The 14,656-nt window shown below is 72.2% G+C and carries 15 protein-coding genes; 6 read left to right on the top strand and 9 right to left on the bottom strand.

All coding sequences use genetic code 11. From position 1 onward, the window contains the following. Window positions 1-90: 90 nt before the first annotated feature. The gene (locus J3R08_RS04265; protein ID WP_013474058.1) at window positions 91-447 is read left to right on the top strand and encodes a YkvA family protein; all 357 of its coding nucleotides are present in this window, start codon (window positions 91-93) and stop codon (window positions 445-447) included. Window positions 448-523: 76 nt separating this feature from the next. Next, entirely contained in the window at window positions 524-1,894 is a 1,371-nt protein-coding gene (locus J3R08_RS04270) for a cystathionine beta-synthase (RefSeq protein ID WP_043326537.1), read from the top strand. 89 nt (window positions 1,895-1,983) lie between these two features. Here the strand turns inward: J3R08_RS04270 and J3R08_RS04275 are convergent, their stop codons facing one another. The 5 genes from J3R08_RS04275 to J3R08_RS04295 all read right to left on the bottom strand — a co-directional run bounded on the left by J3R08_RS04275 (window position 1,984) and on the right by J3R08_RS04295 (window position 8,541). Beyond that, the gene (locus tag J3R08_RS04275; protein ID WP_209960055.1) at window positions 1,984-2,493 is read right to left on the bottom strand and encodes a GNAT family N-acetyltransferase; all 510 of its coding nucleotides are present in this window, start codon (window positions 2,491-2,493) and stop codon (window positions 1,984-1,986) included. After that, window positions 2,490-3,419: a ribonuclease Z gene (locus tag J3R08_RS04280; protein ID WP_209960057.1), complete on the bottom strand. Its 930-nt coding sequence runs from the start codon at window positions 3,417-3,419 to the stop codon at window positions 2,490-2,492. The genes J3R08_RS04275 and J3R08_RS04280 overlap by 4 nt, the downstream gene beginning before the upstream one ends. A gap of 309 nt (window positions 3,420-3,728) precedes the next feature. After that, the gene (locus tag J3R08_RS04285) at window positions 3,729-4,913 is read right to left on the bottom strand and encodes an osmoprotectant NAGGN system M42 family peptidase (protein WP_030501323.1); all 1,185 of its coding nucleotides are present in this window, start codon (window positions 4,911-4,913) and stop codon (window positions 3,729-3,731) included. Further along, window positions 4,910-6,748: an N-acetylglutaminylglutamine synthetase gene (ngg, locus tag J3R08_RS04290; protein WP_209960059.1), complete on the bottom strand. Its 1,839-nt coding sequence runs from the start codon at window positions 6,746-6,748 to the stop codon at window positions 4,910-4,912. Before ngg ends, J3R08_RS04285 begins: the two co-directional genes overlap by 4 nt. A gap of 2 nt (window positions 6,749-6,750) precedes the next feature. After that, a complete protein-coding gene (locus tag J3R08_RS04295) occupies window positions 6,751-8,541 on the bottom strand; it encodes an N-acetylglutaminylglutamine amidotransferase (RefSeq protein ID WP_104114275.1) in 1,791 nt (596 codons plus the stop codon). Between the two features lie 205 nt (window positions 8,542-8,746). On the opposite strand from J3R08_RS04295, the gene J3R08_RS04300 reads away from it, so the two are divergent. Continuing rightward, the gene (locus tag J3R08_RS04300; RefSeq protein ID WP_245254670.1) at window positions 8,747-9,214 is read left to right on the top strand and encodes a hypothetical protein; all 468 of its coding nucleotides are present in this window, start codon (window positions 8,747-8,749) and stop codon (window positions 9,212-9,214) included. Then, entirely contained in the window at window positions 9,211-9,564 is a 354-nt protein-coding gene (locus J3R08_RS04305; protein WP_209960061.1) for a hypothetical protein, read from the top strand. The genes J3R08_RS04300 and J3R08_RS04305 overlap by 4 nt, the downstream gene beginning before the upstream one ends. 69 nt (window positions 9,565-9,633) lie before the next feature. Here the strand turns inward: J3R08_RS04305 and msrA are convergent, their stop codons facing one another. The 4 genes from msrA to J3R08_RS04325 all read right to left on the bottom strand — a co-directional run bounded on the left by msrA (window position 9,634) and on the right by J3R08_RS04325 (window position 11,929). Further along, complete coding sequence (msrA, locus tag J3R08_RS04310; protein WP_209960063.1) at window positions 9,634-10,293, bottom strand: peptide-methionine (S)-S-oxide reductase MsrA; 660 nt, start codon at window positions 10,291-10,293, stop codon at window positions 9,634-9,636. Between the two features lie 76 nt (window positions 10,294-10,369). After that, a complete protein-coding gene (locus tag J3R08_RS04315; RefSeq protein ID WP_209960066.1) occupies window positions 10,370-10,783 on the bottom strand; it encodes an HIT family protein in 414 nt (137 codons plus the stop codon). 124 nt (window positions 10,784-10,907) lie between these two features. Next, on the bottom strand, window positions 10,908-11,600 hold the full coding sequence (locus tag J3R08_RS04320; protein WP_245254980.1) for a nucleotidyl transferase AbiEii/AbiGii toxin family protein: 693 nt from the start codon (window positions 11,598-11,600) through the stop codon (window positions 10,908-10,910). Beyond that, on the bottom strand, window positions 11,600-11,929 hold the full coding sequence (locus tag J3R08_RS04325) for a hypothetical protein (protein WP_223201236.1): 330 nt from the start codon (window positions 11,927-11,929) through the stop codon (window positions 11,600-11,602). The genes J3R08_RS04320 and J3R08_RS04325 overlap by 1 nt, the downstream gene beginning before the upstream one ends. Window positions 11,930-12,029: 100 nt before the next feature. Between J3R08_RS04325 and J3R08_RS04330 the strand changes: the two genes are divergently transcribed. Together J3R08_RS04330 and J3R08_RS04335 are read left to right on the top strand one after the other, a co-directional pair. Next, window positions 12,030-13,172: a cystathionine gamma-synthase gene (locus J3R08_RS04330; protein ID WP_043326515.1), complete on the top strand. Its 1,143-nt coding sequence runs from the start codon at window positions 12,030-12,032 to the stop codon at window positions 13,170-13,172. A gap of 16 nt (window positions 13,173-13,188) precedes the next feature. Continuing rightward, window positions 13,189-14,601: an amidase gene (locus J3R08_RS04335; protein ID WP_043326513.1), complete on the top strand. Its 1,413-nt coding sequence runs from the start codon at window positions 13,189-13,191 to the stop codon at window positions 14,599-14,601. The last annotated feature ends 55 nt before the right edge of the window (window positions 14,602-14,656 follow it).

Raw genomic sequence — 14,656 nt, forward strand, 5'->3', positions numbered from 1 at the left:
TGGGCGGCGCCCGGACTGGGTACCGATGGGGGTGGCGGACGCGGGCTTGCCCCCGGGCCGCACCATGGTCGGGCGGAGAGGGGCGAAGACATGGGGAAGACGTTGAAGCGCAGCGCCGCGTTCGCCGCGCTGGCCCGGGCGCTGGCGGCCGGTACGCGGGGCGGGCCGTCGCTCGGGGCCCGGCTGGCGGCGCTGCCGAGGATGATCCGCGCCACCACCAGGGGCGAGTACGACGGCGGCCTGCGCCTGGCGCTGATGGCCGGCGCGACCGCGTACATCGTCAGCCCGATCGACCTGCTGCCGGAGATTCCGCTGGCGATCTTCGGGCTGGCCGACGACGCGGTGATGGTCACCTGGCTGGCCGGCAGCGTGCTCGCCGAGACCGAACGGTTCCTGGAGTGGGAGGCACGTCGCAGCTCGGTCATCCCGGGGCATGTGGTGCCCTGACGGCACGTACGCTGGTCGGCGAACTGACGGCTGACCGACCGCCCCACGACGGCGGCGCGACGAAGGGCACAACGAGGTGCAGTACTACGACAACGTCGTCGAGCTGATCGGCAACACCCCGCTGGTCCGCCTGCGCAACGTCACCGAGGGCATCCAGGCCACCGTGCTGGCGAAGGTGGAGTACGTCAACCCGGGCGGCTCGGTCAAGGACCGGATCGCGATGCGCATGGTGGAGGACGCCGAGAAGGCGGGCATCCTGCGGCCGGGCGGCACGATCGTGGAGCCGACCAGCGGCAACACCGGCGTCGGGCTGGCCCTGGTGGCCCAGCTCAAGGGCTACCGCTGCGTCTTCGTCTGCCCGGACAAGGTCAGCCAGGACAAGCAGGACGTGCTGCGCGCGTACGGCGCCGAGGTGGTGGTCTGCCCGACCGCCGTCGCGCCGGAGGACCCGCGCTCCTACTACAACGTGTCCGACCGGCTGGCCCGGGAGATCCCCGGCGCGTGGAAGCCCAACCAGTACAGCAACCCGGCCAACCCGCGCTCGCACTACGAGACCACCGGCCCGGAGCTGTGGAAGCAGACCGAGGGCAGGATCACCCACTTCGTGGCGGGCGTCGGCACCGGCGGCACCATCTCCGGCATCGGCCGCTACCTCAAGGAGGCGTCCGAGGGCCGGGTCAAGGTGATCGGCGCGGACCCGGAGGGCTCGGTCTACTCCGGCGGCACCGGCCGGCCGTACCTGGTCGAGGGCGTCGGTGAGGACTTCTGGCCGGAGACGTACGACCGGAAGATCGCCGACGAGATCGTCGAGGTGTCGGACAAGGAGTCCTTCGAGATGACCCGCCGGCTGGCCCGCGAGGAGGGTCTGCTGGTCGGCGGCTCCTGCGGCATGGCCGTGGTGGGCGCGCTGGAGGTGGCCCGCAAGGCCGGCCCGGACGACGTGATCGTGGTGCTGCTGCCGGACGGCGGCCGGGGCTACCTGTCGAAGATCTTCAACGACAAGTGGATGGCCCGGTACGGCTTCCTGGACGACTCGGGCACCGAGCCGACGGTGGCCGACGCGCTCGCCGGCAAGCCCGGTGGCCTGCCCGAGCTGGTGCACGTGCACCCGACCGAGACGGTCCGCGACGCGATCGACTACATGCGCGAGTACGGCGTCTCGCAGCTCCCGGTGCTCAAGGCCGAGCCGCCGGTGGTGACCGGTGAGGTGGCCGGTTCGATCGCCGAGAAGGACCTGCTCGACGCGCTGTTCACCGGCCAGGCCCACCTGCACGACACGATCGAGCGGCACATGGGCGAGCCGCTGCCGATGATCGGCGGCGGGCAGCCGGTGAGCGAGGCGGTCGGGCTGCTGGAGAAGGCGGACGCGGCGCTGGTGCTGGTCGACGGCAAGCCCAAGGGCGTGCTGACCCGCCAGGACCTGCTGGCCCACCTCGGTGCCCGCTGACCCTGCTTGTAAGGAAGGGCCCCCTTTTAACACCGCGGTGTTAAAAGGGGGCCCTTCCTCTACCGGAGGCGTTAATAAGGGGCCCTTCCTTACAAGCGGCGGGCGTAGCGGAGCTGGGGGACGAGCACCCGGCCGATGTGTTCGTCCCGCTCATCACCGGTGGCGGTCCAGCCGCCGCGCTCGTAGAAACGGCGCGCGTGGCCGTTGTCCCGCAGCACCCACAGCACCGCGCGCGTCCAGCCCCGGGCCCGCATCGCGTCGAGCGCGTCCACCATCAGCGCCCGTCCGGTGCCCCGGCCCCGCTCGGTCGGCTCCAGGTGGATCGCGTTGAGCAGCCCGGTCGCCGGGTCGCCCTCGTCGTCCGGCCCGAGGTAGCTGAAGCCCACCAGCTTCCCGTCCCGCTCGGCCACCGTCATCCGGTGGTCCGCGCCCTCCCAGGTCAGCCGTTCCACCCAGTAGCGGCCCATCGCCTCCGGCGTCGGGTCGGCCAGCGCCTCGGGCGGCAGGAACGACGAGTACGCCGCCACCCGGGAACGCTGGTGCAGGGCGCCGACCGCCATCAGGTCGGCCTCGGTCGCGGAACGTAGGGAGATCGTCACCCGGGCGACGGTACCCGCCGGGGCGGCACCTGCACCGTCTGGAGATCCTCGGCGACCACCAGATCACCGGTGAAGTGTTCCCGGGCCTCGTCGTGGAAGCGGCGCGGGTCGGCGTACCGCTGGGAGAAGTGGGTGAGCACGAGCGTGCGTACCCCCGACTCGGCCGCGACCCGCGCGGCCTGGCCGGCGGTGAGGTGCCCGACCTCGGCGGCGAGCGCCGCCTCCGACTCCAGGAACGTCGACTCGATCACCAGCAGGTCGGCGTGCTCGGCGAGCGCGTACACGCCGTCGCAGAGCCCGGTGTCCATCACGAACGCGAACCGCTGCCCCGGCCGGACGACGCTCACCTGGTCCCGGGTGACGCGGCGCCCGTCGCGGTCCAGGTGGCCGTCGCGCAGCAGCCTTCCGGTGTCCGGACCGGCGATGCCGTACGCGGCCAGCCGCTCCGGAAGCATCCGGCAGCCGTCCGGCTCGACCAGGCGGTACCCGTACGTCTCGATCGGGTGCCGCAGCCGGCGGGCCTCCAGCGTGCCGATGCCCAGGGTGATCCGCTGCCCGTCGGCGTCGATCGGCTCGACTGCCAGTTCGGCGGTCTCGTAGAAGCTGGAGGCGTGGCGCAGCCGGGCGAAGTACTCGGCGCCGCCGGCCGGGAAGTGCACCGCCACCGGGCGCGGTACGCGGTCCAGCGAGAGCCGCTGGATCATGCCGGGCAGCCCGAGGCAGTGGTCGCCGTGGAAGTGGGTGACGCAGATCCGGGTCAGGTCGGTGGCGGTGATCCCGGTGTGCAGCATCTGCCGCTGGCTGCCCTCGCCCGGGTCGAAGAGGATCACCTCGTCGTCCCAGCGCAGCAGGTAGCCGTTGTGGTTGCGCTGCCGGGTCGGGGCCTGGCTGGCCGTACCGAGCACCACCAGCTCACGCATGGACACCGCACCCTCCCGAGCGCAAAAAGCGACCCCCGGGGCTTCCGCGCTCGCGCGCGGGCCGGCTGGACTGGGCCGGCACCCCGGGGGTCGGGTGGCTGTCGTGGTTTCGCCGCACCGCTGCCACACGGTCTCGACGATCCTGCAGGTGCCCGCCTCGCGGCGGGCGAGTTTTCACTGTCGAGGACAGCGGCTAGCGGACAGCCACCTCACGAGTCCGATTGCTATACAAGTCTGGACCACCTCCTTTCCCGTGTACCGCCACGCTATCCACTTCGCGGCGGCCGCGGCAACGGATTTCGATCACAGGCCCGGTCAGTCCAGGCCGATCGGGCCCTCGCGCGGGCCGTCCTCGTTCGCCGGCTGCACGGCGAGCGACGGGAAGTCGGCCAGGTCGCCCTCCGGCTCGGCGTCCCACTCGGGGAACACCAGCGGGCTCTGCAGGTAGAGGCAGAGCAGCTGGGTGAGCTGGTGCAGGCCGTCGAGGTGGGTGCGCTCGTGGCCGTGGGTGGCGTCCACGCCGAACCCGAGCAGCGCCACCCGGGCGTGCGCCCCGGCCTCGACCGCGGCGGCCACGTCCGAGCGGTAGTAGTCGAACACGTCCCGGACCAGGTCGACGCCGTGTTCCTTGGCGATCGAGGCGAGGTTGCGGGTCAGGTGGTAGTCGAACGGGCCGACCCCGTCGCCCATGGCGAGTGTCGCCGCGGTCTCCCGGGACTGCTGGCCCGGCGCGACCACCGCCGCGTCCACCGACACGATCTCCGCGACGTCCGGGTCCAGCCCGTGGCTCGCGCCGTGGCCGATCTCCTCGGTGACGGTGACCAGCAGGTGCGCGGTGACCGCCGGGGTGACACCGGCGTCGACCATCGCCTTGAACGCGGTCAGCACCGCCGCCACGCCCGCCTTGTCGTCCAGGTGGCGGGACTTGACGTACCCGTTCGGGGTGATGGTGGGGTTGGGCAGGAACGCGACGAAGTCCCCGGCGTCGATGCCGAGCGCCCGCAGACCGGCCTCGTCGTGCACCGGCTCGTCCACCCGCACCTCGACCAGTTCCCAGCCGACGCCCTGCAGGTCGACCGCCTCGTTGTAGCGGTGCCCGCTCGCCTTCAGCGGCAGCACCTGGCCGGTGACGACCCGCTCCAGGTCGTCGGTGAAGATCCGCACGTGGGCGCCCTCGGCGAAGCGGGCGCTGTGCGTGCCGATCGGGTTGACCTCCAGCCGGCCGTTCTCCTTGAGCCGCTTCACCATGCCGCCGATGGTGTCGGTGTGCACCACGATCGCCCGGTCGGCGCCGGTCGACCGGGGGCCGGGCAGACAGGCGCTCAGCGCCCCGCGACGGGTCAGCGTGGAGCTGATCCCGATCGCGGAGAGCCGCTCGCCCACGTACTGCTGGATGTGGTCGGTGCGCCCCGACGGGCTGGGGATCTCCAGCAGCTCCACCAGCACCTGGCGGAGGTAGTCGAGGTCGAGCTTGAGCGGTTGGGGCTTGCGTGCGGTCATGCCCCAGAGCTTGCCGCACCGGCCGGCGACCAGAGTCGCTGCGGTGCCCGGGTACCCGGGAAGAGCAGGTCGACGAAGCGCTCGGCGGTGGGCTGCGGTTCGTGGTTGGCCAGTCCGGGCCGCTCGTTCGCCTCGATGAACACGTGTTCCGGCCGGTCCGGGGCGGGGACCAGCAGGTCCAGCCCGGTGACCGGGATGTCCAGCGCCCGGCTCGCGGTGACGCACGCCTCGGCGATCGCCGGGTGCAGCTCGGCGGTCACGTCGTGGATCGTGCCGCCGGTGTGCAGGTTGGCCGTCCGGCGTACCGCGAGCACCTCGCCCTCCGGGAGCACGTCGTGCATCCGGTACCCGGCCTCGGCCACCACCTCGCGGGTCATGTCGTCGATCGGGATGCGGGACTCGCCCCCGGTGGCGGCGGCCCGGCGGCGGCTCTGCCGCTCGATCAGCTCGGTGATGTCGTGCACCCCGTCGCCGGTGATCTGCGCCGGGCGGCGTACCGCGGCGGCGACCACCTCGTGGTCGATCACCACGACCCGCAGGTCCTCGCCCGCGCGCAGCTCCTCGATCAGCACGTCCGGGCAGAACCGGCGGGCCAGCTCGACGGCCGCGGTCAGCGCCTCGGGCGTACGCACGCCGACGGTGATGCCGTTGCCCTGCTCGCCCCGCGCCGGCTTGACCACCACCGGACCCACGTCGTTCAGGAACGCCACGTCGTCGGGCTCACCGGTGGCGGTACGCCCGCGCGGCACCGACAGGCCCGCCTCGGTGAGGATGCGCCGGGTCACCCGCTTGTCGTCGCAGCGGCTCATCGCCACCGCCGAGGTCAGCTCCGACAGCGACTCGCGGGTGTGGATGGTCCGGCCACCGGTGGTCAGCTTCAGCTCACCCCAGTGCGGGTCGGTCACCTCCACCCGGATGCCGCGGCGCATCGCCTCGTCCGCGACGATCTTCGCGTACGGGTTCAGCTCGTCGTACCCCTCGGGCATGGCGGGCAGGAACAGGCGCTCGTTGATCGGGTTCTTCCGCTTCACGCAGAGCGTGCCGGTGCGGTGGAAGCCGAGGCGCTCGTACAGCCGGATCGCGCCCGAGTTCTCGGCCAGCACGGACAGGTCCACGAACGCCCGGCCGCGCCCGTCGAGCCGGTCGGCGAGCGCGGTGAGCAGCGCCTGGCCGGTGCCGGGCGGGGCGGTGTTGAAGTCGACCGTCAGGCACCACAGGCTCGCGCCGTTCTCCGGATCGCCGAAGACCGCCACGTGGTCCACGCCGGTGATGGTGCCGACCACCTCACCCGTGGTGTCCTCGGCCACCAGGTGCAGGAACCGGTCCGTACCGGCGTTGTCCACCAGCACCTCGACCGGGGCGGTGACCATGCCGTTGCGCGCGTAGATCCGGTTCACCGCCTCCGCGTCGACGGCGTCACGCAGCGGCCGGACGGTCAGCCCGGGCACCTCGCCGCCCTCGGTCGCGGCGGGCCGCTTCTCGCCCAGCGGCAGCCGGTACGTCAGCGACGGGTCGATGAACAGCTCGTCCGGCAGCCGCGACACCAGCACGTGCGGGTCGCGCAGGTAGATGCAGATGTCCCGGGCGCCGACCGCCTCGGAGCGCAGCACGTCGGCCACGTGCACCTGGTCGTCGAACGTCTGCCCGAACACCAGCCGGCCCCAGCCGCAGTCCAGCACCACGCCCGAGGCGTCGGTGGACGTGGGCTCCGGCTGCCGCTGCTCCGGCGTACCCGGTGCGACCGGGTCACCGCCGGGGCCGATGCGTTCCCGGCGGCGCCCCAGCACCCGTTCCCGGTCGGTACGTGCCGTTCCGGTGGCGAGGGTGTCGGTCACGGTCAGTCGATTCCGTGGCTCTGGAGCCACATTTCCAGGAGTCCCAGTTGCCACAGCTTGTTTCCGTTCAACGGGGTCAGTTCGGCGTTCGGGTCGGCGAGCAGCGCGTCGACGTAGTCGGCGCGGAACAGGTCGCGACGGCGCGCCTCGGGCGCGGTGAGCGCGTCGCGTACCCGGTCGAGGAGCTTGCCCTCCAGGTGGGTGAGTCCGGGCACCGGGAAGTAGCCCTTGGGCCGGTCGATGACCTCGTGCGGCAGGACCCGCCGGCCGATCTCCTTGAGCACGCCCTTGCCGCCCTGGGCCAGCTTCAGCTCCGGCGGGCAGCTCGCGGCCAGCTCGACGAACTCGTGGTCGAGGAACGGCACCCGGGCCTCCAGCCCGTGCGCCATGGTCATGTTGTCGACCCGCTTCACCGGGTCGTCGGTCAGCATGACCTGGGTGTCGATCCGCAGGCCGGCGTCGACGGCGGTCTGCGCGCCCGGGCGGCCCAGGTGCGCGGCCACGAACTCCCGCGCCGGGTCGCCGTCGGCCAGCCACGCCGGGTTGAGCACCCGGGCCAGTCCGGCCGCGTCGCGGTCGAAGAACGCCTTCGCGTACGTCTCGAGCGCCTGCTCCCGGTCCACCCCGGCGAGCGGCGGGTACCAGTGGTAGCCGCCCAGGATCTCGTCCGCGCCCTGACCCGACTGCACCACCTTGACGTGCTTCGCGACCTCCTGGCTGAGCAGCCAGAACGCGACGCAGTCATGGCTGACCATCGGTTCGCTCATGGCCCCGACGGCGGCCTCCAGCGGCGGCAGCAGGTCGCCGGTGGGCACCCGGATCTGGTGGTGGTCGGTGCCGAACGTCTTCGCGACCAGGTCGGAGTAGACGAACTCGTCGCCCTCCCGGCCGCCGACCGCGTCGAAGCCGATGGAGAACGTGGCCAGGCCGGACCGGGCCTGCCCCTCGCCGGCGAGCAGCGCGACCACCAGGCTGGAGTCGAGGCCGCCGGAGAGCAGCACGCCCACCGGAACGTCGGCCACCATGCGGCGGCGTACGGCGGTGGTCAGCGAGTCGAGCAGCGCGTCCTGCCAGTCCCGCTCGGACCAGCCGGCCCGCTCGGCGGCGCGGCCGAACGACGGGTCCCAGTAGACCCGCTCGTGGGTGGAGCCGTCCGCCTCGTACACCCGGACCGTGGCCGGCGGCAGCTTGGTGACGCCGGCGAGGATGGTGCGCGGCGGCGGCACGATGCTGTGGAAGCTCAGGTAGTGGGCGAGCGCCACCCGGTCGATGGTGGTGTCGATGCCGCCACCGGCGAGCAGCGCCGGCAGGGTCGAGGCGAACCGCACCACGCCGGGGGTCTCGGCCAGGTAGAGCGGCTTGATGCCGAGGCGGTCCCGGGCCAGCACCAGGCGGCCGGTGTCGCGCTCGCTGATCGCCACCGCGAACATGCCGATCAGGTGGTCGACGAAGTCGAGCCCCCACTCGGCGTACGCCTTGACCACTACCTCGCTGTCGCCGGACGAGAAGAACCGGTGGCCCTTGGCCTGCAGTTCGGCGCGTAGTTCCCGGTAGTTGTAGATGCAGCCGTTGAAGACACCGGTGAGCCCGGCGGCGGCGTCCACAATGGGTTGGCCGCTCGCCGCGGACAGGTCAATGATCTTCAGGCGCCGGTGTCCCAGCGCGGTCGGCCCTTGCGACCAGACGCCGCTGTCGTCGGGCCCTCGGTCACTCATCGTGGCCGCCATCCGCTCCACGGCCGAGACATCGGCGCGTGAACCGTCACGGCGGAACTCTCCCGCAAGTCCGCACATACGAGCCAATGCTGCCAGAGGTTGTTTCGGTTCGCCTGTTGAGACGATGACGAACGTGTGACAGCTTGCTACGATGCGCCGTCACGCAGCGTGGTTGCCTGTCACGCCTTCGGTTCCTGCCTCGCTCCACCCGATGTCGGGATTCGGCACCCGCAAGGGTGTGAGGAATGCCGCAGCAGGCTACTTCTGAAGTATTATTGATGTCATGTCGATGCCCTTGGAGTCCGTGCCGTTCTCCGAGCTGTTGCGCCAGCCGACGGAAACCGCCGAACGGCTGGCCCGAACCCGGGCGCTGCGGCTCCGTCGCCGTGACGCCGCCGACCTGGTGCTGATGTCCGCCGAGCGGGCTGAAGCCGAGGGGGAGGTGGTCGACCTGACCGCGCGGCTGCTGGCCGGCCTGGCGCGGCGAGAGCCGGCCCTGGTCCGGGAGACGCTTCCGACTGTGCTGCCCTGGATGCGGTTCCTGCCGCAGGGGGACGCCGAGCAGATGACCGACGAGTTCATCGCCACGGCCGAGGCCGCAGCGGCTGTCGGCAGCACCGCGGCGGTGTCCCAGCTGCTCACCGAATGGCGGCACACCGCTGAGGTGCACGCCGATCCCGACCTGCATCGGATCCTGGCCGCGCCCAGCGCCGACGACTTCGGGCCGGTGACGCGCCCGATTGACGAGTGAGTGCGAAGCGCGGCGACCGCGCCGCCCCGCCACCCCGGCCCGGCGGGTACGCCCTGCGGTTCGCCACAAACGACGCGGCGAAGGGCTGGGAGGAACTGTGCCGGCAGGCCGCGGCCAACACGCGCGGCGCGTTCGACGCGATCGAGGCGCACCCGTGCCCGTCTCCGCCGAACAGCCGCCAGCACCCCCTCAAGGGCTCCCTCGCCACAGCCGTGCACAACGGGCGGTCACTGCCGCAGTGGCAGTACGAGGTCACCGCCGGCGGCCGCATCTGGTACCTGGTCGACGACCAGACCCGAACCTGCTGGATCAAGCACGCCGGAACCGGCCATCCCAGAGCCACCGATTGACCGCAGTGCGTTCGGGCCCCCGTCCCTGAGGGGCGAGGGCCCGAATGGAATGGGCAGTGCTCGGTCTGGCTACGCGGTGCGGGCCACGCCGACCGGGCAGCTCAGCCCGTTCGGTCCGTGGTTGCAGTAGCCGTTCGGGTTCTTCGTCGGCGCCAGGTACTGCTGGTGGTAGTCCTCGGCGAAGTAGTAGTCGCCGAGCGGGGCGATCTCGGTGGTGATCTCACCCTTGCCGGCCCGGGCCACGATCGGCGCGAACGCGTCCTGCGACGCCTTCGCGGCGGCGGCCTGCTCGTCGGTGGTGGTGTAGATCGCCGAGCGGTACTGGGTGCCCACGTCGTTGCCCTGGCGCATGCCCTGGGTCGGGTCGTGGTTCTCCCAGAAGACCTTGAGCAGGTCCTCGTAGGCGATCTTCGACGGGTCGTAGACCACCTGGACCACCTCGGCGTGTCCGGTCATGCCCGAGCACACCTCCTCGTACGTCGGGTTGGTGGTGTAGCCACCCGCGTAGCCGGCGGACGTGGTGATCACGCCGGGGAGGGTCCAGAACAGCCGCTCGGCGCCCCAGAAGCAGCCCATGCCGAAGACAGCGACCTGCGCGCCCTCGGGGAACGGGCCCTTCAGCGTCGACGGCAGCACCTCGTGCCGGTCGGCGATCGGCATCGCGATCGGGCGGCCCGGCAGGGCCTGGTCAGGAGAGATCATCTCGGCCTTCATGCGGCGGAGGAACACGGTGGGACTCCTCTCTTGGCTTTCCCAGCGTGTGCAACAGCGTGGCCCTCCGGTTCCTTACCCGCCCACCGCGACGTCAGGCCAGCGCCGCCGAGATCAGCCCGGCGAACGCCTCGGCCTCGGCGTCACCTGCGTACCGGGTACGCGGCCAGAAGAAGCCGCGCAGACCGTCGCCCTTCGTCCTGGGAACCACGTGGGTGTGCAGGTGCGGTACGGACTGGGACACCCGGTTGTTCATCGCCACGAACGTCCCACCGGCGTCCAGACCGGTCTCCACCGCCACGGCGATGCGCTGGACCAGCCGGAAGTAGCCGGGCAGCGCGTCGGGCGGCAGGTCGGACAGGGTGACCAGGTGGGTGCGGGGCACCACGAGCACGTGCCCCTTGAACACCGGGCGGGTGTCCAGGAACGCGACCCCGTCCGGCTCGTCGGTGACCCGGAACGCGGGCACCTCGCCCGCCACGATCCCGCAGAACACGCACCCGCTCATCCGCCCACCCTAGGCCCGGCCCGCCCACCCCACCTCCGGGCGAGCGTTGATCATGAGGTTGGCGGCGACAAATCGGACGGCGACCACCGTCAACCTCATGATCGACGAGAAGGCCGGCCGTAGGTCAGGCGCGATCGAGGTAGGCGTCCCAGTCGTCGTCGGGGATGCCGGTCGGGCCGGTCTCGCCGTTGGCGAGGCGCGCCCGGATGTCCGCCTCCCACCGCAGCGCCCATCCGCGCAGCTCGTTGACCTGCTGCTCGGTGAGCCCGTACGAACGGAACGTCCGGCGGTCCCGCTCCGTCACACCACCCAGCCGGTCGGCCAGTTCGTCCAACGAGAAGCCGGCCGTGTGCCGGGCGCCGAGATGCTCCAGCTCCGACCGGGTGAGCCGTTGGGAGGCTGCGCGGACGTCGATGTAGTCGCGGTGGGCGGCACGGTCGTGCAGCGCCCGGACCTTCAATCCGACCGCGTCCTCGAAGGCCAGCACCGGGCCCAGCGCCATGCGGGCTGGCGGCGCGAGTGCCTCCTTGAGCAGATCGACCTCACAGGAAGAGGCGTCGTCCGAGATCAGCAGGCGAGCCATGCGCGGCGTCGCCTCGATGATCCGGGCGGAGAACCCGGCCGCGACGTAGGCGGCGGCGAGCCGGTCCGCCACGGCACTGAGTGGCATCGCGGCGGCCGTGGCGAAGTCGATGTCCTGGGAAGGCCGGTCGACCAGATCGTGGGCACACATGGCGTAGCCACCGGCGAGCATCAGTCCCAGGTCGTCACCAGCGGCGAAACCGATCTCCAGCAGGCGACGGTGCAGCGCGTCCATCACCCGGCGACGAGGTCGGGCAGTTGCCTCTCCCAGAGCCGGGTCACCCGCCGGGCCGTCAACCGTCGAATACGTGGCCAGTCCTGGCGGAGCAGCGCGGCGTCGACGTATCTGATGATGTCGTCCCGCTGGCCGCAGTCAAGCAGGAGGCAGTAGAGGGTCAGTCGCTCACCCGGGTCGCCCACGTCGTAGTCGCCGGGGCCCGACCAGGCAAGGCGCACGGGCAGGCTGACCCGCCCCGACCGCGGGCCGATCAGGAGACCCAGCGAGGCCGGGATCCGGTCGGCGACGCCGTGCAGGCGGGAGGGGAGCGCCTCGGTCGTACTCACCGGACCAGTATGGCCGACCACCCCGACAGAGTCCTGGTTGTGACAGGCGCGCCCGGCCTACCGGGAGCAAAGGGGAAGCGGGCGGACTAACGTCTGCGGCATGAGGCACGGCTTCGACACACTCGCCATCCACGCCGGTCAGGCCCCGGAGGCCCGCACCGGCGCGGTGATTCCGCCGATCTACCAGACCAGCACGTACGCCCAGGACGCCGTCGGCGCGCCGCGCGAGGGCTACGAGTACAGCCGCTCCGGCAACCCCACCCGGGACGCGCTCCAGGAGTGCCTGGCCGCGCTGGAGGGCGGCCAGGTGGCACTCGCCTTCGCCAGTGGCCTGGCCGCCGAGGACACGCTGCTGCGGACCGTCTGCAAGCCGGGCGACCACGTGGTGATCCCGGACGACGCGTACGGCGGCACCTACCGGCTGTTCGCCAAGGTGGCCGAGCGCTGGGGGCTGGACTACACCCCGGCGAAGGTCTCCGACCCGGACGCCGTGCGCGCGGCGATCCGCCCGGGCGCCACCCGGATCGTGTGGGTGGAGACGCCGACCAACCCGCTGCTCGGCATCGCCGACATCGCGGCGCTGGCCGCCGTGGCGCACGACGCCGGCGCGCTGCTGGTGGTCGACAACACGTTCGCCTCGCCGTACCTGCAGCAGCCGATCGCGTTCGGCGCGGACGTGGTGGTGCACTCCACCACCAAGTACGTCGGCGGACACTCCGACGTGGTCGGCGGCGCGCTCGTCGCGGCGGACCGGGCGCTCGGCGAGGAGCTGCGTTACCACCAGAACGCGATGGGCGCGATCAACGGCCCGTTCGACGCCTGGCTCACCCTGCGCGGCATCAAGACCCTCGGGGTACGGATGGACCGGCACTGCGACAACGCCGAGCGGATCGCGGCCTACCTGGACGGCCACGCGAAGGTCGCGCAGGTCATCTACCCGGGCCTGCCCTCGCACCCCGGCCACGAGGTGGCCGCCAAGCAGATGCGGCGGTTCGGCGGCATGATCTCGTTCCGCGCGGCGGGCGGCGAGGAGCATGCCGTGGACATCTGCAACCGATCCCGGCTGTTCGTGCTCGCCGAGTCGCTCGGCGGCGTCGAGTCCCTGATCGAGCACCCGGGCCGGATGACACACGCAAGCGCTGCGGGCTCGCCGCTTGAAGTTCCCGGCGATCTCGTGCGACTGTCTGTCGGCATCGAGACGGTCGACGACCTGCTCGCCGATCTGGAGCAGGCCCTGGGCTGACCGCTGGCTGGGGAGGGTGGCAGTGCCGGAGATCTTGCCGACGACGTGGGTCGGTGCGACCGCGAAACAGATCGCCCGGGCGGTACGCCGTGGCGACGTCTCCGCCACCCAGGTCGTCGCCGACCACCTGGATCACGTCACCCGGGTCGACGCCGACCTGGCCGCGTTCCGCACGGTACGCGGCGGTGAGGCGATCACCGAGGCGGAGAAGGTCGACGAGCAGGAGGAACTGGCGAACCTCCCGCTCGCCGGCGTGCCGGTGGCGGTCAAGGAGAACACGCCGGTGGCCGGCCTGCCCACGTGGAACGGGTCGGCCGCCATGCGTACACCGGTGGCGGAGGCCGACCACGAGGTGGTCCGGCGGCTGCGCGGAGCGGGCGCGGTGATCCTGGGCGTGACCCGGATGCCGGAACTGGGCCTGTGGGCGCTCACCGACGACGACACCGCTGCCACCCGCAACCCGTGGGATCCGGCGCGTACCCCCGGCGGCTCCTCCGGCGGCGCGGCCGCCGCGGTGGCCGCCGGGCTGGTGCCGATGGCGCACGGCAACGACGGCCTCGGGTCGATCCGCATCCCGGCGGCCTGCTGCGGCCTGGTCGGGCTCAAGCCCGGCCGGGGCGTGGTGCCCTGCCAGCTCGGCGCGGACGACTGGTTCGGCCTGACCGAGCACGGCATGCTCACCAGCACCGTGGCCGACGCGGTGGTCGGTTTCTCGGTGCTGGCCGGTCGCCGGCCGGACAAGCTGGTCCCGCCGGCGCGGCTACGGGTCGGCGTCTCGCTGCGCTCGCCGGTGCGCGGCGTCTCGCCGGACGCCCCGAACCGGGACGCGGTGGCCGCCGCCGGCCGCCTGCTCGCCGCCGCCGGTCACGACACCGTGCCCACCGACCCGGTCTACCCGACCCGGCTCGGCCTGCAGGGCATCGCCACCTGGTTCGCGGCGGCCGCCGCCGACGTGCGCGCCGCCGGGGTCGCCCCGCGCCAGCTCCAGCGCCGCAGCCGCCGGCACGTCACGCTCGGCGAGTGGGCGCAGCGCCGGGGGTACGTGCGGGAGGCCGACCGGGCGGCCTGGCGCGAACGGTCGGTGAACTTCTTCGCGGACAACTCGATCGACCTGCTGCTCACCCCGGCGCTGGCCGGGCCGCCGCCGGAGGCCGCCGGCTGGTCCGGCCGCTCCTGGCTGGCGAACATGTCGGCGAACATCAGGTACGCCCCGTACGCGGCGCCGTGGAACATCGCCGGGCTGCCGTCGATCGTGGTGCCGGTCGGCCGCCGCCCGGACGGGCTGCCGGTGGGCGTGCAGTTCGTCGGCCCGCCCGGCTCCGAGCTGCTGCTGCTCGGCGTGGCCGGTCAGTTCGAGATGCAGGCGCCGTGGGCCCGGCACGCCCCCGGCTACCCCCGCGTCGGAACGGGGTCGCCGGCCACCGCGTGATCGTCTAGCGTGTGCGCACCCTGTCGCGCACACCAACTCGGACGGTCCCCGATGA

It is taken from the genome of Micromonospora sp. HB375, from assembly GCF_017872985.1.
GTDB lineage: Bacteria > Actinomycetota > Actinomycetes > Mycobacteriales > Micromonosporaceae > Micromonospora > Micromonospora chalcea.

What these genes read in the sequence shown, in the direction of transcription:
- J3R08_RS04285 (WP_030501323.1), bottom strand. Translation starts at nt 4,913, where the DNA reads ATGACCGCACGCAAGCCCCAACCGCTCAAGCTCGACCTCGACTACCTC.
- J3R08_RS04300 (WP_245254670.1), top strand. Translation starts at nt 8,747, where the DNA reads ATGTCGATGCCCTTGGAGTCCGTGCCGTTCTCCGAGCTGTTGCGCCAG.
- J3R08_RS04295 (WP_104114275.1), bottom strand. Translation starts at nt 8,541, where the DNA reads ATGTGCGGACTTGCGGGAGAGTTCCGCCGTGACGGTTCACGCGCCGAT.
- J3R08_RS04320 (WP_245254980.1), bottom strand. Translation starts at nt 11,600, where the DNA reads ATGGACGCGCTGCACCGTCGCCTGCTGGAGATCGGTTTCGCCGCTGGT.
- J3R08_RS04265 (WP_013474058.1), top strand. Translation starts at nt 91, where the DNA reads ATGGGGAAGACGTTGAAGCGCAGCGCCGCGTTCGCCGCGCTGGCCCGG.
- J3R08_RS04330 (WP_043326515.1), top strand. Translation starts at nt 12,030, where the DNA reads ATGAGGCACGGCTTCGACACACTCGCCATCCACGCCGGTCAGGCCCCG.
- J3R08_RS04315 (WP_209960066.1), bottom strand. Translation starts at nt 10,783, where the DNA reads ATGAGCGGGTGCGTGTTCTGCGGGATCGTGGCGGGCGAGGTGCCCGCG.